This is a genomic window from Selenomonas dianae (genome assembly GCF_030644225.1).
Taxonomy (GTDB): Bacteria; Bacillota; Negativicutes; order Selenomonadales; family Selenomonadaceae; genus Centipeda; species Centipeda dianae.
Genome location: NZ_CP128650.1, coordinates 531,763 through 550,282 on the forward strand (window position 1 = coordinate 531,763; position 18,520 = coordinate 550,282).

16 protein-coding genes are annotated in these 18,520 nt (G+C 57.1%); 12 read left to right on the forward strand and 4 right to left on the reverse strand.

Translation table 11 applies throughout. The annotated features are described in order from the left end of the window. Positions 1-62 precede the first annotated feature (62 nt). Positions 63-770 (reverse strand): response regulator transcription factor, encoded by a 708-nt coding sequence (locus QU667_RS02605; RefSeq protein WP_304987785.1) that lies wholly within the window; start codon positions 768-770, stop codon positions 63-65. After that, complete coding sequence (locus QU667_RS02610; RefSeq protein WP_304988385.1) at positions 767-2,257, reverse strand: sensor histidine kinase; 1,491 nt, start codon at positions 2,255-2,257, stop codon at positions 767-769. The genes QU667_RS02605 and QU667_RS02610 overlap by 4 nt, the downstream gene beginning before the upstream one ends. 192 nt (positions 2,258-2,449) lie before the next feature. Here QU667_RS02610 and QU667_RS02615 point away from each other — a divergent pair, with 192 nt between their 5' ends. Next, positions 2,450-3,070: a peptidase gene (locus QU667_RS02615; protein ID WP_304987786.1), complete on the forward strand. Its 621-nt coding sequence runs from the start codon at positions 2,450-2,452 to the stop codon at positions 3,068-3,070. Between the two features lie 258 nt (positions 3,071-3,328). Beyond that, positions 3,329-5,461 carry a methyl-accepting chemotaxis protein gene (locus QU667_RS02620; RefSeq protein WP_439653978.1) on the forward strand — a complete coding sequence of 711 codons (2,133 nt, stop codon included), beginning with the start codon at positions 3,329-3,331 and terminating at the stop codon, positions 5,459-5,461. Positions 5,462-5,536: 75 nt separating this feature from the next. Here the strand turns inward: QU667_RS02620 and QU667_RS02625 are convergent, their stop codons facing one another. Next, positions 5,537-6,490, reverse strand: a complete 954-nt coding sequence (locus tag QU667_RS02625) for an AEC family transporter (RefSeq protein ID WP_304987787.1) — start codon at positions 6,488-6,490, stop codon at positions 5,537-5,539. A gap of 391 nt (positions 6,491-6,881) precedes the next feature. Between QU667_RS02625 and QU667_RS02630 the strand changes: the two genes are divergently transcribed. The 9 genes from QU667_RS02630 (at position 6,882) to eno (ending at position 15,937) form a co-directional block, all read left to right on the forward strand. Continuing rightward, positions 6,882-8,237: a phosphohexomutase domain-containing protein gene (locus QU667_RS02630; RefSeq protein ID WP_304987788.1), complete on the forward strand. Its 1,356-nt coding sequence runs from the start codon at positions 6,882-6,884 to the stop codon at positions 8,235-8,237. 106 nt (positions 8,238-8,343) lie between these two features. Beyond that, positions 8,344-9,792 (forward strand): phosphoglucose isomerase-related protein, encoded by a 1,449-nt coding sequence (locus tag QU667_RS02635; protein ID WP_304987789.1) that lies wholly within the window; start codon positions 8,344-8,346, stop codon positions 9,790-9,792. Between the two features lie 151 nt (positions 9,793-9,943). Then, a complete protein-coding gene (locus tag QU667_RS02640; RefSeq protein WP_304987790.1) occupies positions 9,944-10,417 on the forward strand; it encodes a hypothetical protein in 474 nt (157 codons plus the stop codon). A gap of 4 nt (positions 10,418-10,421) precedes the next feature. Then, on the forward strand, positions 10,422-11,699 hold the full coding sequence (locus tag QU667_RS02645; protein WP_304987791.1) for a type II secretion system protein GspD: 1,278 nt from the start codon (positions 10,422-10,424) through the stop codon (positions 11,697-11,699). A 74-nt stretch (positions 11,700-11,773) separates the two neighbouring features. Continuing rightward, positions 11,774-12,445 carry a response regulator gene (locus tag QU667_RS02650; protein WP_304987792.1) on the forward strand — a complete coding sequence of 224 codons (672 nt, stop codon included), beginning with the start codon at positions 11,774-11,776 and terminating at the stop codon, positions 12,443-12,445. A gap of 199 nt (positions 12,446-12,644) precedes the next feature. Further along, complete coding sequence (locus QU667_RS02655; RefSeq protein WP_304987793.1) at positions 12,645-12,890, forward strand: hypothetical protein; 246 nt, start codon at positions 12,645-12,647, stop codon at positions 12,888-12,890. Between the two features lie 2 nt (positions 12,891-12,892). Continuing rightward, positions 12,893-13,273, forward strand: coding sequence for a hypothetical protein (locus QU667_RS02660; protein ID WP_304988387.1), 381 nt, complete (start codon positions 12,893-12,895; stop codon positions 13,271-13,273). Positions 13,274-13,384: 111 nt separating this feature from the next. After that, positions 13,385-14,164, forward strand: coding sequence for a ZIP family metal transporter (locus QU667_RS02665; protein ID WP_304987794.1), 780 nt, complete (start codon positions 13,385-13,387; stop codon positions 14,162-14,164). 468 nt (positions 14,165-14,632) lie between these two features. Then, positions 14,633-15,937, forward strand: a complete 1,305-nt coding sequence (gene eno, locus QU667_RS02670; RefSeq protein WP_304987795.1) for a phosphopyruvate hydratase — start codon at positions 14,633-14,635, stop codon at positions 15,935-15,937. 111 nt (positions 15,938-16,048) lie between these two features. Here eno and QU667_RS02675 read toward each other — a convergent pair whose 3' ends face one another. Beyond that, complete coding sequence (locus tag QU667_RS02675) at positions 16,049-16,561, reverse strand: nitroreductase family protein (protein WP_304987796.1); 513 nt, start codon at positions 16,559-16,561, stop codon at positions 16,049-16,051. A gap of 132 nt (positions 16,562-16,693) precedes the next feature. Between QU667_RS02675 and QU667_RS02680 the strand changes: the two genes are divergently transcribed. Next, complete coding sequence (locus QU667_RS02680) at positions 16,694-18,517, forward strand: M48 family metalloprotease (RefSeq protein ID WP_304987797.1); 1,824 nt, start codon at positions 16,694-16,696, stop codon at positions 18,515-18,517. The last annotated feature ends 3 nt before the right edge of the window (positions 18,518-18,520 follow it).

Below are 18,520 nucleotides of genomic sequence, written 5' to 3' on the forward strand. Positions count from 1 at the left end.
GCAAAACCGCTTTTCATTATAACAAAAAAACGTGATTTAGCAAAATGTTCACAGGAAAAAATTCACGTCTCTCCCACTGCCTCGTTGTTGAAGCGGTAGCCTGCGCCCCAGACCGTCTGAATCCACTGCGGATGTGCGGGATCGGGCTCGATCTTCTCACGCAGACGGTTGATATGGACAGCGACGGTAGAGGTGCTCCCCATAGCGTCCAGATCCCAGACGCGGTCATAGAGTGCCTCCTTGCTGAATACGATCTGCGGGTGTTCCGCGAGAAAGAGCAGCAGCTCAAACTCGCGCGTTGCGAGGCGCACCTCACATCCTGCGACAAAGACGCGGTGCGTCTGCGGCTGGATCTCAAGATCGCCGAAATGCAGCGCCGAAGGCATTTCCTGTGCGCTTCCCTTCAGACGTTCATAGCGGGCGATGTGTGCCTTGACGCGTGCGGCGAGCTCGCTCGGGCTGAACGGCTTCACGACGTAGTCGTCCGCACCGAGTCCGAGCGCACGGATCTTGTCCACATCCTCAAGACGCGCCGAAACCATGAGGATGGGGATGTCGAGCTCCTTGCGCACCGCACGGCAGATCGCAAAGCCGTCCGCACCCGGCAGCATGACATCGAGCAGTATCAGGCTGTACCCGCCCGAGAGCGCGCGGCTTTTCCCCTCGTCTCCGTCGGTGCATATATCCACGGCAAAGCCGTCCGCCTCAAGATAGTCGCGTTCCAGTTCCGCGATGTCACTGTCATCCTCAACCAGTAGGATCTTCTTCATTCTGCATCTCCCTCATTTACAATGGGCAGCATCAGTACAACGCGAAGGCCGTTCATGGGCGACGGCTCGGCGTGTACGCTCCCGCCGAATGCCGTCACGATCTGACGTACAATGGCGAGCCCGAGACCGCTGCCGCCCGCGACATTCGTGCGTGCCGCATCCGTGCGGTAAAAGCTGTCAAAGAGCTTCGGCAGATCCTCGGCGCGAACGCCGATCCCGTTGTCGTCACAGCGGATGGCGAGGAAGCCGTTCACTGTGGCAAGTGACAGATGAACGTCCACGTCCGCATTGCGCCGATATTTGCCGCTGTTTTCCCACAGGTTTTTGAGCACGCGGGTGAACTCGTCGCAGTCGATGCAGACGGCGGGATTCGTATCCCCGTCCTCCAGTGTGAGGTGAATTCCTTGCGCATTGCAATCGGGCGTATATTCTGCGATGACTGCGCCGAGGAAGTCCCGTGCACGAACCGTTTCCCATGCGAGTGGAAGCTGATCGCTTCCGAGCTGCAGGAACTCGCGCAGACGTGAGGTCAGACGCGCCATCGTCGCAGCAGAGCGATGGATGCGCTCTGCATAGGTGCGCTGCTTCTCGGGGGTGGAGGCGATGCCGTCGAGAATGCCGCTTGCATAGCCCTTGATCGCGGTCAGCGGCGTTGCAATATCGTGGAGGATGCCGATGAAGAGTGTACGGCGGCGCTCCTCCTCCGCCGCCTCGCGTGCGCGGGCACGTGCCAACTCCTGCCGCATCTCGTCGAATGCGCGGCAGGTCTCGCCCACCTCATCGCTGCCCATTGGCGGGAGCGCGTGCTCCAGATCGCCATGGCGGATGGCTGCGGCGGCTGTGCGCAGCTCTGCGAGCGGCGCGAGAATTTGCGCCGAGAGAAGACGCGCGAGGAAGCGACCGAGGAGGAGAATCCCAACGGATGCCGTGCCGATGAGCAGGATGAGCACCGTATCCACGATGCGTTCGCGTACATCGTGCGGGAGCGGTGGCTCCTCCGCACCGCGCATCATGGGGACAGCACCCGCACCCATGAGAACAGCTCCACTGCGCAGTCCTTCATAGCGGAAGAAGAAACCGTCCCGATCCCATGTGAGCGCGGAGCCGCGTGCGCCGCATTTGAGCGTGACCATGCGGCGGATCTCCTCCGCATCTGCGCCCTCGGTCAGGTAGTGTGTGTCCTTTTGGTCGGCGCAGAGGCGGACTCCCGCACCTTCGAGCAGATGGATGTCGCTCTCGATATTGTGCAGCTTGAACTTTTTCTTCTCCACCTCGGTGCGCAGCGAGCTCAGGGCAAACTGCACGGAGAGCGTACTGCCCTGCTCCGGCCAGAGCATCGCGAGCACCTGATACTGGAGCGTTCCCGCATGACGCAGCCCACCGAACAGTGCCGCGCCGACGGCGATGAGCACCGCAATCGGTATGACAACCATCAACGTATTTGCTGCTAGCAGCTTTGTCCTGAGCGACAGATCGCGCAGATGCATGGGCATACCTCGCTTTCGTGAGCAATGATCCCTGTCATTATAACCGAAGCACAGCAAAAAATCTTTGTCCATGAAAGAATTTCAAGAAAGTTATTTTGCTGTTTACACATTGTTTAATATTTCCCCCTATGATGTACCCATCAGCAATGATACAACATATGTGAACGCCGAAAGGCAGAGGAGGAAATCATCATGGAAATGAAGAATGTCAAGGATCAGGTCAAGAGCGTATTCACTCCCGCCCGTTTGAAGAAGGCGGCGGTGCTTGCCGTACTCGCCTGCGTCGTCAGTGCGGGCGGTACGTACTATTACAATCAGCGGGCGGAGGCGCGTTCTGCGCAGGAGAAACAGGCACGCTCCGAGATGATCGCGGCGCAGGCAGAGCAGCGCGGCATTGTCCTCATCGACGAGGATCATGTGCGGATGATTGCGTCGGACGCGATCGGAAAGGACGTAACAGAGCTGGACTTCCGCAAGGTCTATCTGACGATGAAGGATCATGATGACCGCAATGGAAAACATGAGAAGAAACACAAAGATGATCGCAGACATGACTGTGACGGATTGCGGGAACATGACCGCGATCACCGCGAAATGATGTCGCCCCCTCCGGCGGAGATACCTGCAGATGCGGGAGCGTCCGCACCGACGGCATCGCCTGCACAGTCCGCCCCAATGACGGGACAGCCGGGATTCCACCCCGTCTACAAGGTGAAGTGCTATGTGGGGAATATGGAGTACAAGCTCCGCATTGACGCGGTAACGGGAGCCGTGCTCTCAAGCAAGGCGGAGATGGACGACGATCACTTCTAAACAAGAAATACGATGGGACTGCTGTGCGGGGATGATAGTTTCGTACGGCAGTCCTTTGTCATGGATAAAAGACGGTTGACGCATGGAAATAAATAAAATTTTTCTGAAGGAAAAAACAGGGGCATGACGAATTAAAGCAGTGTATGAAGTATCATTTTCGGGCGGCGGCATGATCGTCGTCTTTATGCGCACGATATGTGGGGGATGGATGCCCTTTCTGCATGGGACAATCGTGCGTATGGGAAAGGAGAGAATATTTTGCAGGAACAAGGGCAAAAGCAGGGAAGGGGGATCGGCTTTCAGCTGAATGCAATCACGCTCATCGGCGTGGTTGTCATGGTGACGATCCTTATCTCGTTCGTCGGCTATCGTGCCTACGAGGAGCTTCTCAACATGGGGTCGCAGGCGCAGTACAACGAACTGGGCGACAAGGCACGTCCCGTGATTGGCAGCTATGAGTCGGTCAAGCAGTCGGGACTGGATCTGCGGCAGCACATCTACGCGCTGATGACGGCGCCGCCGGAGGCACGCAGCCGTGATGCGCTGAACGTCCTGCTCTCGGATGTCATGGAGTCCAATCCGAACCTCGTCGGGGTGGGCGTGGTATTCGAGCCGAATGCGTTCGACGGGCAGGATGCGGCGCATGCGGCCGACCCGCTCTCCGACGGGACGGGGCGTGTGATTCCGTATTTGGGACGCGAGGGCGGTGTGCTTGAGTTCGAGCCGACGACCGGTTACGATACGGACTCGTGGTACACGGAGCCGGCAAAGACCTCGAAGCCGACGCTCACGCCGGCATACTATGATGAAGTCGGCGGCAAGAAAACACTCATGGCCTCCATCGGTCTGCCGATCCTTGTCGACGGCCGCTTTGTCGGTGCGATCACGCTCGACTTCGATATGGACAAGGTTCAGGAGATGTTCGAGAAGCTCAGTACGCCCGACAACATCTATATCATGATGGACAATACCGGGCAGGTCATCGCACACGGTACGAGCCGGGATACGGTTATGAAGGACGCGTTCCAGTTGATGCACCTGGATGCGGCGGAGAAGCAGAGCATCTACTCGGAGGGGCTTTACAGCAAGACGCAGGTTTCGCCGACGACGGGGAAGGACTCGGTCTACATCTACCACGAGATCAAGTACGACGAGATGAACACGTCGTGGGCGGTGTTCTCCATCACGGACAAGGATAAATTCGTCGGAACCGCGCGCGAGATGGTCATCTTCTCCGTTGTGCTGGCAGTGATTTGTACGGTGGCACTCGTGGTCGCGCTTGCGATGTTCGTTCAGCGCCGCCTCATCGTCCCGATCGGCGATGTGTCCGATACGCTCGCGCGCTTTGCGGATCTCGACATGGATCCGACGAAGGGGGAGAAGGTGCGTGCACATGCGGCACGTACGGACGAGATCGGCTCGATGGTCGGATCTCTCACCCGCATGGCGAACAGTATGCGTGATATGATCGGCAAGATCAACGGGGCATCCCAGTCGGTCGCCGCGACGAGCGAGGAGCTGACCGCGACGGCGCAGAATACAGCACACTCGGCGGAGACCGTGCGCAAGGGCATCCACGACATCGCCGACAGTGCGCGTGTGCAGGTGAAGGACACGCAGGATGCGGTCGATCATACAGAGCAGATTCTCGGGATGCTTGACAACAACCGCAAGGTCATGGAGGAGATGAACGAGGCAACGGCGAACATCCAGAAGCGCCAGACCGAGGGCGCGGAGATCCTCGCCGACCTTATGAAGAAGTCCGCCGAGACCGCTGATGCCACACAGGAAGTTTCGCGCGTGGTCGAGGAGACGAATGAGCGTGCGGAGCGCATTGAAGAAGCGAGCGCGATGATCCAGTCCATCTCCGAGCAGACGAACCTCCTCGCACTTAACGCTGCCATCGAGGCAGCGCGCGCGGGCGAGGCAGGGCGCGGATTCGCTGTCGTCGCTGAGGAGATCCGCAAGCTTGCCGAGCAGTCGCGCGGCTTTACGGATGAGATCAACGGCATCATCGGCGAGCTCAAGACGAAGTCGCAGCAGGCAGTCGATACGATGGAGGTCTCCAAGAAGCTGGTCGAGGAGAGCAACGTCAATCTCGGACGCACGCAGCGTCGCTTTGACATGATTGCCGAGGCAGTCGAGGGCGCGAACAGCGTTGTTACGAAGCTGAACGAATCCGCCGAGAAGCTGACGGAGAAGAACAAGGCGATCGCTGCCGTCGCCAACAAGCTGATGGATATGGCGAACGAGAACGATGTGACGACGGACGAGGCAGAAGCCGCCGTCGACACGCAGACGCAGGCACTCGGCGACATCGCCGAGGCGAGCGAGAGCCTCGCGCAGATCGCAACGGATCTCCAGAACGAGATCGAGCGCTTCCGCGTCTGATCGTCGGTTACCGGTATATTGACATTGAAAAGCCCTGCCGCAGGAATGCGGCAGGGCTTTTGCATACGGACGGTCTTACCGCAGCAGGAAGAACAGTGCGGGATAGACGAGAAAGAAGAAGGCGATGCTCGTGGTGAGGAAGCCCGAAATGGTGTAGTCCACGTTGAGATGGTAGAGTTTCGCCGCCGTAACGGAGTTGATCGCACCCGGTGTGACGGAGAAGACGAGGATTGCACCGAGAAGGACGGGGTCACGGACGAACGGATAGGAAATCGCCATCATAAACACAGGCAGGATGAGAAAACGCAAGGCAAAGAGGTCGAGGGTGTACGGTGCGTAGCGGCGTGCACGATGCAGGTTGACGAGTGCGCCGACGGGCAGCATACCGAACCACGCGCCGAAGTGGATCAGCCCCTCAAACGCCGTACCGACGGCGGCAGGGCGTTCGATGCCCGCCGCATTGAGTGCGAGCCCTGCCGCCATGCCGAGGATGCTGAGCTGATTCCACGAGAGAAAAATATCGAGGAAGCGCATATGGATCTTGCCGCCGCGCCCGTGATTCTTGTGCTGCAAATAGTAATACTGTGCCATGGGGAATACGGCGAGTACGAGCATGAGGGTTTGGAATATGCCCATGATCTGCGCGTAGGCAAAGCCCTGCTCCCCGTAGATGATGTAGGCGCAGACCCCGCCGAGGGTGGTGATGTTGGACATCATTGCGTTTGCGAGGTATGCGCCGCGATCGAGCGGACTCCGATATTTACGGATGAAGAACGCCCATCCGACAAGCCCCGGAACGAGGACGATAAGCACGCCGTAGATCGGGATGAGCGCGAGATCCCACGAGATCGGGAGTGTCCAACAGCTCATGAGGGCGAGCGTCGTGTAGATGATGATGACGTTCAGACGCAGGATGCGGCTGATGAGCGCGTCTGAGATTTTCCCGTGCCGATAGAGCAGATAGCCGACGATGAGCGGCGCGAGAAGATCGGTGAAAAGGTAGATGATGCGAAAATCGGAACTATCCATGGGAAACGCCCCTTTCTATACGGATTTGCGAAAATACTGCGTTCATCCTAGCACAAGTCTTTGGGATTGTAAATTGCAAGAAAGATTGATTCATGTCTTTGAGTCTTTGTATAGGGGGGAAGAAGTGCCTTCAAATGTCGCCCAAGAAAGAACCTTTGATAATGCTTGAACATTTGGGAGTACGATTCCTTAAGGATCCGTTGTTATAACGTTTATCCATCTTTTCAAAGAAAAGTTCGTAAGATTTTGAAGTGACAAAGAGGAAAAATCCTGTCAGACGGCGAATAGTTATTTATATTGTTTAGTGTTTTGTTATGACCCGGAGGCTCACGGGAGCGGATGGGTGTATATGGGACGCCGGACGGCGTACCCATGGAGGAGGGGACGTTACATGGCAGTGACAGACAAGGGTTTTGGCGCATACGATGTACGCGGTATCTATCCCGACGAGGTGAACGAGGAGCTTGCCTATCGTGTCGGACGCAGTTTCCCCACACTGTTCGGCGCGAAGAAGGTCGCCATCGGTCATGACATCCGCCTCTCGGGTCCCGCGATCCGCGATGCGCTCGCGAAGGGGCTCACGGAGGCGGGCTGCGACGTTGTGGACATCGGGCAGTGCGGCACGGAGATGATCTACTTCGCGACGGCACACCTCGGGCTCGGCGGCGGTATTATGATTACGGCAAGCCACAATCCGAAGCAGTACAACGGCATGAAGTTTGTACGTGAGGAGTCGCGTCCGATCTCAAGCGATACGGGGCTCAAGGACATTGCGGCAATGGCGGTCGGTGAGACCTATCCTGCGCCCGCAGCCGTTCCCGGAAAAATCGAGCAGGTGGATATTCTCGATGAATATGTCAAGCACATCCTTACCTACGTCGATGTGAGCAAGTTGAAGCCCTACAAGATCGTCGTCAACACGGGCAACGGTGCGGCAGGTCCCATCATCAATGCGATGGAGAAGCATCTCCCGTTCGAGCTGGTCAAGGTCTACAACGAGCCGGACGGCAATTTCCCGAACGGGGTGCCGAACCCGATCCTGCAGGAGAACCGTGAGGCGACGGCGAAGGTCGTGCGCGAGACGGGCGCAGACTTCGGCGTGGCGTGGGACGGCGACTTCGACCGCTGTTTCCTCTTTGACGAAAAGGGAGGCTTCATCGAGGGCTACTATATGGTGGGCTTCCTCTCCGAGGCGTTCCTGAAGAAGAACAAGGGGGCGAGCGTCATCTACGATCCGCGCCTCATCTGGAACACGATTGAGATTGCCGAGAGCCTCGGCGGCAAGCCTGTCATGTGCAAGAGCGGTCACGCATTCATCAAGGACAAGATGCGTCAGGTCAACGCAATCTACGGTGGCGAGATGAGCGCACATCACTATTTCCGCGACTTCTCCTACTGCGACAGTGGTCAGATTCCGTGGCTGCTTGTGGCGGAGCTGATGAGCGCATCGGGTGGCAAGACCCTCTCCGCGCTGATGCAGGCGCGCATGGATCGCTATCCGACCTCGGGCGAGATCAACAGTAAGGTCACGGATGCAAAGGCGGTCATGGATCGCATCGAGGCGAAGTACGGCGCAGCGGGCAAGGTGACGAAGGTGGATGGTCTCTCAATCGAGTTTGACAAATGGCGGTTCAACCTGCGTATGTCCAACACGGAGCCGGTCATCCGTCTGAACGTCGAAACACGGCAGGATAAGGCACTGCTGAAGGAAAAGACGGAGGAACTGCTCGCAGAGATTCGTGCCTGAGAAATTACAGATAAAATGAAGGAATCGCTGACAAAATGAAGCCCGTCGATGGGGCGTTTTGATCGGTGCTTCCTTCATTTTCCAAGTACAGGGAAGGAGTTTTTTGATGAGTCTTGTACTGAAATCCGGTTTTACATTTGATTATGACAATCTCTATGGCGAGGGCAAGGTGACGGATGCCGACCTCGCTGCATATCAGGACGATCTCAAGAAAGCGCATGAGGCGATGAAGGTCATGCGCGAAAAGGGGTTCATCCGCGGCCACCTCTCGAAGGACGGCGAGCCGGAGAAGGTGCTCTTCTCGCAGACCCCGTACATCGCGGAGGGACATATCAACTCGCCCGCGTCGATTGCGCGTCTGAAGGAGCTCGGCAAACACGCGCAGGAGAACACGGATGTCGTGATCTCGCTTGGCATCGGCGGCTCGTTCCTCGGGAACAAGGTGCTGTTCGATGTGCATTGTGGTGAGCTCTGGAATTCGCTCTCGAATGAACAGCGCGATAACTATCCGCGCATCTATTTCAGCGGCAACAACATCGACCCGCGCCGCACGGGCGACATCATTAACCATCTGAAGGATGTTGCACAGATCAAGAAGAAGAACGGCGCAGGACCGCTGCGCATCATGCTCCTCGTCATCTCAAAGTCGGGCGGTACGCTCGACACGATGTCGAACTTCATGGTGATGTACGATGCCTTTACGAAGGCGGATAACATCGAGATCGAGGTCGTCGCTGTCACCGACCCGAACGAGGAGAAGCCGACCCTGCTCAAGAAGCTTGCAATCGACAAGGGGTGGAAACAGTTCGCTGTGCCGGACGGCGTTGGCGGACGCTTCACCGTGTTCACCGAGGTTGGGCTCACGCTCGCCGCGTGCATCGGCTTTGACATCGAGAGCTTCCTCGCGGGCGCGCGCGATATGGATGCGGCATGTCAGAATGATGATCTCTGGCAGAACCCTGCCATGCTCAATGCGGCGCTGAAATTTGCGGCATCGGAGAAGCACGGGCGCGACATCGAGATCATGATGCCGTACGGCGACTATTTGAAATCCGTTTCCGAGTGGTACATCCAGCTGCTCGCCGAATCTCTCGGCAAGCAGTTCAACAAGGAGGGCAAGGAGGTCTGCTACGGGCGCACACCGGTCGTCGCCGTCGGTACGACCGATATGCACGCGCAGACGCAGCAGCATCAGGAGGGCAAGCTCAACAAGGTGGTGCAGTTCATCCGCATCGACAAATGGGCGGATGATCTCGTGATCCCGAATGCGTTCCCCGAGGTTCAAAAGCTCGCGGACATCGCGGGCGTGACGATGGGCGCGGCACTTGAGGTTGCGCGTCAGTCGAATGCGGACGCACTCGCATCGAACAAGCGCTACAGTGCCGTTTTTGCACTGCCGGAGCTGACCCCGTATCACCTCGGCGAACTGCTCTATCTGCTCGCGATGTCGATTGCCTACGAGGGCGAACTCGCGGATGTGGACGCGTTCGATCAGCCGGGTGTGGAGGCGTACAAACGCATCATGGGACCGAAACTCCGGGCACTCAAGGGATGATTTCTTGTTATCTCCATGCGGAGAGGGGCTGCTGCGGCAGTCCCTTTCTGCGTTTTGGGAGGAGGTTCTTGTGCTCGAAACATTGCGTGCGCATTTGAGCACCCTGTCCCGACGCCAATGGGTACTCATCGGCGTTTTGTTATTGTGCGCTGTGTGCGGTGCGTATCTCTTAGGGGCGGATGCCGATGCGCCTGTCGTCATCGTGCAGCACAGCGAAACAACGCCGCCGCCCTCGTTGGAGATCACAGGGCTTGCGGCTGCGGCAAAGCGCACGGCGCTGCGAAATCCGTTCTCGGAGGCGCATGAACGCATGGGGGAGTCCCCTCCCGCCGCTGTGCCGGAGCCCGTCAAGGGAACAGCGGCGGCGCCGCCGTCCCTGTCTGTTCCTGTATCGCCCGTACAGCAAGCTGTCGCCGCTTCGTCCGCGCCGCCTCCTGCTCCTCTCGTTCTGCGCGGTGTGGTGACGGGGGCAGACGGTACGCGCATCGCCATACTGGCACAGGGGGCGGACGGGGCGGCACTCGCTGCGGGCGAGACGTGGCACGGCTATACCCTCCGCACACTGACGGAGCGTACGGCAATATTGGATTCGGCCGCAGGGACGAGCACACTGACAAGGGAGTGACGGTATGAGACGATGGATGATGACGGCGCTTCTTATCTGTCTGCTGCTTGCCACGAAACACACCGCCGCCGCACCCGTGACGATTGACGTGATGGGCGGCGATGTGCGCAGTGTTCTGCTCGCCGTGGCACGTATGGGCGAGATTCCCCTTGTCGTCGACGACAGCGTGACGGGGACGGTGACGGCGCATTTGACGGGGGAAGGGGAGGAAGTGCTGCGCCTTGTCGCCGCTGCACGCGGCATCCATGTGGAGCAGCACGGTGATGTTTTTATCGCACTTGCCACAGATACACGCGCAGAAAGTCGCGGTGTACATTCGTATATCGTACGCTATGGTGATCCCGAGGAACTCGCACACGCTGCAAATTTATCCTTGATCGGTGAAGGAAAACGGGCAGTTGTGTCGAAAAGTAATGAAGAGAGATGGAATGAGGACTCTGATTCTGACGTACAGCGGCGTGTTCTTGTGGATCGCGCCACGAATACCCTTCTTTTTTATGGGACGGAATCGGAGGCTCTTGCCGTTCGCGAAATACTTTCCGCGCTTGATGCTGCCCCCAGGCAGGTATCGCTTGAGGCGCATGTGGTTGCTGTTTCAAAACAGGCGGCAAAGGAACTCGGCGTGGACTGGTCATGGTCGTCCCTGCCGCAGTATTCCAAGATGGAGCGCGATGCGGCGGAGCGTCATAACACCGGTGGAAACGATGCAGATGCACGTTTGGGCGGGCTCATCCGCTTTGGCAGAGGACCGGGGGGCGTTCCTTACGAGTTCCGTTACTCTGCTGCGATTCGCGCCCTCATCACGGACGGGCGGGCAAAGATGCTTGCCCGTCCGAACATTACCACGGTACAGGGACATGAGGCGGTCATCAACATCGGCGCCGAAGTTCCTGTGCCGCGTGTTGTAAATTCCAACAGTGTCACGACGACGGGGATCGAGTACCGTGAGGCGGGGATCATTCTGCGTTATACGCCGCGTATCACGGCGGACGGCGGCATTGCCGCCCGTGTACATACGGAGGTCAGTACCCCCGTATTTGTCGAGGATATGAAGGCGTACCGGTTTCAAAAGAGAAGTGCGGACACCACCGTTCACCTCAGGGACGGTGAGACCATGGTGATCGGCGGACTTATTGACAGCGACGAGTCGCGTTCTCTGGCGAAAATCCCGTTTCTCGGAGATATACCTGTCCTTGGGGCTTTTTTTCGCTCCGTACGGACGAGCAAGACCGAGACGGAGCTCATGATTTTTCTCACAGCTCATGTGTTGGATGAAGGATAAAGGAAAAACGGATCAGTGATGCACTCTCCGTGATTCCTGAAATTGCAGGATGCAATGGAAAAGAGGAGATGTCAGTGGCAATCAGGATATTACTTGCAGACGATCACGCACTGCTGCGGCAGGGCATCAAGCGTGTGCTGAACTTCGAGGACGACCTCGAAGTTGTCGGCGAAGCAGAGGACGGACAGGAAGCCCTTGCGCGGACGCTCATGCTCAAGCCGGACATCCTGCTCCTCGACATCAACATGCCGGGACTTACAGGGCTGGAGGTCACGAAGCAGCTCAAACAGGCGCGTTCGCGTACGAAGATTATCGCGCTCACGATCCACGACAGCGACAACTACGTCCTCGAACTCCTCAAGAATGGCGCACTCGGCTACCTGCTCAAAGACGTTGAGCCGAACGTCCTCATCAAGGCGATCCACATGGTCAACGAGGGCAACCCGTTCGTTTATCCGAAACTCGCGGAGCGGCTTTTTGGAAGTTCTGCCGTCTGCGGTGATGTCAGCCGCATGGCAAAGGAGATCTGGGACGAGAGCCGCGGTGAACGCCTCACCCCGCGTGAGATGGACGTGCTCGGCTGCATCGCAAAGGGGCTCTCGAATCAGGACATCGGCAAGGCGCTCGGTCTGAGTGAAAAGACCGTCAAGAACCACCTCACGAGCATCTTCCACAAGCTCAAGGTCAACGACCGCACACAGGCACTCGTCTATGTGCTCAAGAACAAGATTGTAACGTTGGAATAAGACGGAATACGGCTCGCACACAATGATGGTGCGAGCCCTTTCTGTATTGAGATAGGATGCGGGAGACATTGAAATATGTGCGAACTGATGGAAATGACGGACTTCATTTTATCAGCGATTTCCTTGCACAATATCCGCATTTCATCTATACTAGTCATAAGAGACGTGGGAAATCCCACTTTTGAAACGGAGGTAAATGATGCAAGCTGTAATCAAAGGTCGCTATCAAGCTCATTTGGATGCAAAGAAGCGTCTGACGTTGCGTGGTGCAAAATATGATTATTATGAAGTTCGGGAATATGATAATGGAATCATTCTTTTAGAGCCCCGTGAATTAACATGTCCGACGGAAATATCGAGGCGAACCCTGCAGATGATGGATGAATCAATTCGCAATCTGGATGCGGGAAAAGTTTCTGCACCGATTGATCTCTCCGGCTTTTGAATATGGACTTTTTGATTCGTATGGGGATTCCTGAAATCCTTGAACTATGGATGCGTCTGCATCAAGAGAGTATGGATGGAAGTATTTCAAAAGCGGATGCCGCTCTCTACAAAAAATGGGGCAAAGCATTAAAACTTCTTTCTGCCGATCCGTTCTACCCAAGTCTTCACACACATGAAATCCCGGATTTAACCAGACGATACGGACAAAAGGTTTGGCAGTCTTATTTGGAGAATCGAACCAGTCGCGCCATGCGAATGTATTGGGTGTATGGACCTGAACAGAAAGATATTACCATCATCGGATTGGAGCCTCATCCCGAGGATAAGAAAAACGGGGCATATGACAAGGTAACGCTATCAAAACTGGAGCCGTTCGCATAAACAGGTTGTTCACAGCAAAAAAATCCTCATACTCGAAAGATATAGTAATAAAAATTATTATTTGTTGATAAAAACGGAACGTGCTATAATATTCGGCATGAGGTGAATTTTATGTCGGATATATTTCAAGGGCTGATGATACCGTTCATCGGCACAACACTCGGTGCGGGTTGCGTATTCTTTCTCAAAGGTGCGCTGAATCGCAACGTACAGCGCAGTCTGACGGGCTTCGCCGCCGGTGTGATGGTGGCGGCATCCATTTGGAGTCTTTTGATCCCTGCGATGGAGGGCGCGGCTGACATGGGGCAGTACGCCTTTGTCCCTGCGGTCGTCGGCTTTTGGGCGGGGACGCTCTTTCTGCTGCTGTTGGATCACATCATCCCGCATCTGCATATGAATGCACAAAAGGCGGAAGGACCGCACAGCCGCCTCTCACGGACGACGATGCTCGTGCTTGCTGTGACGCTGCACAACATCCCCGAGGGAATGGCGGTCGGCGCGATCTATGCGGGCTGGCTGAGTGGCAGCGAGAGCATTACCCTGGGCGCGGCACTCGCACTCTCGCTCGGCATTGCGATTCAGAACTTCCCCGAGGGCGCGATCATCTCCATGCCGCTGCGTGCGGCGGGGATGGGGAAGTGGCGTGCGTTTGGCGGCGGGGTGCTCTCGGGCGCAGTTGAGCCGATCGGCGGCGCACTCACGATTGCTGCGACGGCATTTATTGTGCCGATGCTGCCGTATGCGCTTGCGTTTGCAGCGGGTGCAATGCTCTACGTCGTGGTGGAGGAACTGATTCCGGAGATGAGTGAGGGCGAACATTCGGATGTAGGGGTTGTTTCGTTTGGGGCGGGCTTCACGCTCATGATGATGCTCGATGTTGCGCTCGGGTAAAAGAATACGGAAAAAGAGCCGCCGGTATATGCCGAGCGGCTCTTTTTCCTGGAAAGGGATGCGCGCAGGCCGGGAAAAACCTGCGGCTTGAGAAATGGGATGTAAGGGTTATTTGCCTTACAAGAGGAACGCAGGGAGACGTTCCTTTAGAGGGATGATCAACGGGGGAAAATGTCGGGGAGGACGTTTCTTGTTCCCCGTTGATGTTTGTATTATATCATATTTTGTTTGAAAATTTTGTAACCCAAGTCACACAATAGAAAAAAAGATGCAGTAATAATGATTTTTGCCGATTTTTTCGTGAACAAAGATGCCTGAAAAAAATCATAGAATATAATTGCGTTTGCCCGTACCTGCCGCATTGCTTTTTTCTGAGAAAAAACGTATAATATTGAGAAGGAGAGTACGCAGATGGGTTTTGCGTATTCGGAAGGGATGCTCCCTTTGTTAGGATGAGGAGGAATATACATGCGTGATTACTTAAGAATTGCTCAGGTTATTGGCCGTGAGATCATTGATTCGCGCGGCAATCCGACGGTTGAGGCGGAGGTCGTTCTTGAGGACGGCACGATCGGCCGCGGTGCATCTCCTTCGGGTGCGTCTACGGGTGAGTTCGAGGCGTTGGAACTGCGCGACAACGACAAGTCGAAGTTCGGCGGCAAGGGCGTGTCCAAGGCGGTCGAGAATGTGAACGCGAAGATTGCCCCCGCACTCGTCGGCATCGAGGCGAGTGACATCTATGCGGTCGATCAGGCGATGTTCGATGTGGACGGCACGAAGGACAAGTCGAAGCTCGGTGCGAACGCGATTCTTGCGGTTTCGATTGCGGCCTCGGATGCGGCGGCAAAGTCGGAGGATATTCCGCTCTACCGCTTCTTTGGCGGTCTGCAGGCGAACGTTCTGCCCGTCCCGATGATGAACATTCTGAACGGCGGCGCACATGCGACGAACTCCGTCGATACGCAGGAGTTCATGATTATGCCCGCAGGCGCACCGACGTTCCGCGAGGCTCTGCGTTGGTCGACCGAGGTGTTCCACGCCCTTCAGTCCCTCCTCAAGAAGGAAGGAAAGACGACGGCGGTCGGCGACGAGGGCGGCTTTGCGCCGGATCTTGACTCCGATGAGGATACGATCGAGCACATCCTCAAGGCGATTAAGAACGCCGGCTACGAGCCCGGTCGGGACTTCGTTCTTGCGATGGATGCGGCATCCTCCGAGTGGAAGGATAAGGAGAAGGGCAAGGGCTTCTACCATCAGCCGAAGTCCGGCAAGAAGTTCACGTCCGACGATCTCATCAAGCATTGGGAGTCCCTCGTTGACAAGTATCCGATCTACTCCATCGAGGATGGTCTCGATGAGGAGGACTGGGACGGCTGGAAGGCGATGACGAAGGCGCTCGGTCACAAGGTTCAGCTCGTCGGCGACGATCTCTTCGTCACGAACACGGAGCGTCTGAAGAAGGGCATCGACCTCGGCGCAGGCAACTCCATCCTCATCAAACTGAACCAGATCGGCTCGGTTTCCGAGACGCTTGAGGCGATCAAGATGGCGCACAAGGCGGGCTACACGGCGGTCACGTCGCACCGCTCGGGCGAGACCGAGGATACGACGATCGCGGATCTCGCGGTTGCGCTCAACACGGCGCAGATCAAGACGGGTGCGCCGTCCCGTTCCGAGCGCGTTGCGAAGTACAACCAGCTGCTCCGCATCGAGGAACAGCTCGGTGCGAGCGCGGTCTATCCGGGCAAGCGTGCGTTCAGCTTCATGAAGTAAGATCTCCCGTTACGGATGCAAAATCCCCCACCAACGGTGGGGGATTTTTGTGTTTTGGTATATGGTGCTGTGGTCATGTTCCTAAGCGTTCACGTCGGACATACCACGTCGCTAGAGCACCTCTACAATCTCCACCGCAGCCTTGCGCTGTGTGTGACGTGCGGACGGAACGCCCTTCTCCGTGGCATAGCCGATGGGGAAGATGGCGATGAGATCGTAGTCCGCCATCTGCGGAAATGATTCTTTCATCTTGTTTACATCGAAATGTCCGACCCATGTCGAGCGCAGCCCCTCGTTGTGAATGGCGAGCATGATGTAGGTTGCGACGATCGCGGCATCCACATCGGCAAAATTGCGCTCGTCATACTGCCGTACCCACGCGTCCTCGTTCTTTCCGCCGACGACAAGGAAAACGCCCGCGCCGAAGGTGTAGTTCGTCGTCTCGGCGAGCTTTGCGCGTGCATCGGGACTTTCAACCGCCCAGACCTTGAACGGCTGCTTGTTGACGGCGGTCGGTGCAAGACGTGCCGCCTCGAAGATGCGTCCGAGCGCCTCGTGCGGGATCTCGCTGTCCGAGAGTGAGCGGCAGGAGAAGCGCTCCTGAATGAGCTCGTTAAATTCCATGGCAGTACCTCCTTTGATGATTCACCACAAGTATAGCACAGATCGGTGCGGACGGGGGCGATTTTCAGTCCCTTTTAGGAAATTTGTGCTATACTGAACCAATATCATATTGGATTGGATGTGAGGTGGATGATGCGGAAAACGGGAAGCGCGCTGCTCGCGCTGTTCGTGATGGTACTGGGGCTTTTCTTTCCGTCTGCGCGTGCCGAGGCAATCGACGCATGGGGGATTGCGGCGCAGGCACTCGGCGTGCTGGGGGCATATCACTCCGCACTTGGTGCAGTGCTCGCGCTCGGCAACGATGTCCATGCACAGGTGGAGAGCCGGCGGCAGGATCTTGCAGAAAATGGACGCGCACGCAACGTGCGGGATATTCAGCTCGTAGATGGGATCATGGAACGGCTCGTGCGCGATGGCGGCTATGTGCTCCGTGTGAACTCGCTGCCCTTCACATGGGCGCTCACGGACAGCCCTGTCTTTAATGCCGCCTGCTATCCGACGGACTACGTGACGATCAACCGCGGGCTCGTGCGTGGGTTGAACGGGAACGTGGATGAGCTTGCCGCCGTGCTCGGGCACGAGATGACGCACGGCATCCGTCAGCACAGCGCACACAACTACGCGCAGGCAGCGGCGCAGTTCTACGGGATGAGCTTTCTCAACATGAATTTCGGGCTGATGGACTGGAACAAGCTCAATGCGCTTGTGGGCTACTCCGTTGCGAAGAATGTCACGCTGCCTACAGAGTACGAGGCGGATGAGGGCGGGTTTTATATCATGACGAGCGCGGGCTTCAACCCGGGCGGCGGAGCGGCAGCGATGGCACGCATGGGCTACTATCTGACCTATGTGACGCAGGAACTTGCGGAGTATCAAGATCCGAAGGAGAAGGATCTGCCGCAGGACGACTTCTCCGATCATCCCGCGACGGAGCGGCGCGAGGCAAAGCTCGTGGGTTATATGACGGACTACAGCGCGGGTCATGTCACCGTGCGCGACCGCAGGACGGTCTGCATCGACGGGACACCGCTCCTGACGGTGACATGGACGGATGAGGACTACGACAACAGCCCCGAGAATGCGTATCTCGTGGCAGGTGCGCTTGCCCGCGCCTTTCATGACTATGATCGTGCGGAGGACTGGCACATCGGTCTCACCGATGATGGCAGTGTGACCATGGACGGCGACCCGCGTGTGAATGAGCTTCTTGTACATTTCCTCGCACGGGAGAAGGCGGGGGAGAGGCTGCTTACGCTTGTTCGCGATGCCTATACAGGTGAGGCGGAAAGCGGCGCACGGGAACAGCTGCGTGCCGTGGAAGAAAAGCGTGCGCAGGCGCAGGAGGCGGCGCGTGCGGAGGTGGAGAACGCCGATGCGAAGGCGATCCAAAAGATGCGTGAGAACAGCGATGCCTACAGCGACTACGGCGACAGTGTGCGTGCGCTCATGCTGATGGAACGCGTCTTTGCCGCACCGCATGACGAGCACCGTGCGCAGAGTTACGTCATACGTGCGCGTGCCTACGCCGTGCAGGGCGATTGGGAACGCGCACGTGCGGATGCGGATCGGGGTGTTGCGGACGATCCGAAGGATGTGCTCACATGGCTGAACCGCAGCGATGTGCGGCGCATGATGGGCGACCGTGCGGGAGCGCTTTCCGATGCACGCAAGGCAATCGAGACGGATGCGAAGAATCCGTACGGCTATCTGATTGCGGCAGAACTCTCCGATGAGATGGGGAACACCGAGGAGGCGCAGGCGTATTTTAAGAAGCTCTACGACGTCGAGCCGAAGGCACTCGGGCGCATCCCGGACGAATACCTCGAAGCCGTGGATCGGCGTGCCTATACAAAGAGGATGAAGGAAAAGGAGAAGGCGCGTGCGGAGCGCGAGAAGAACATCCGCGAAAAACGGAACGAGAAACATCGTTCCGCAGAGGAGGGCGATGCGGATTGACAA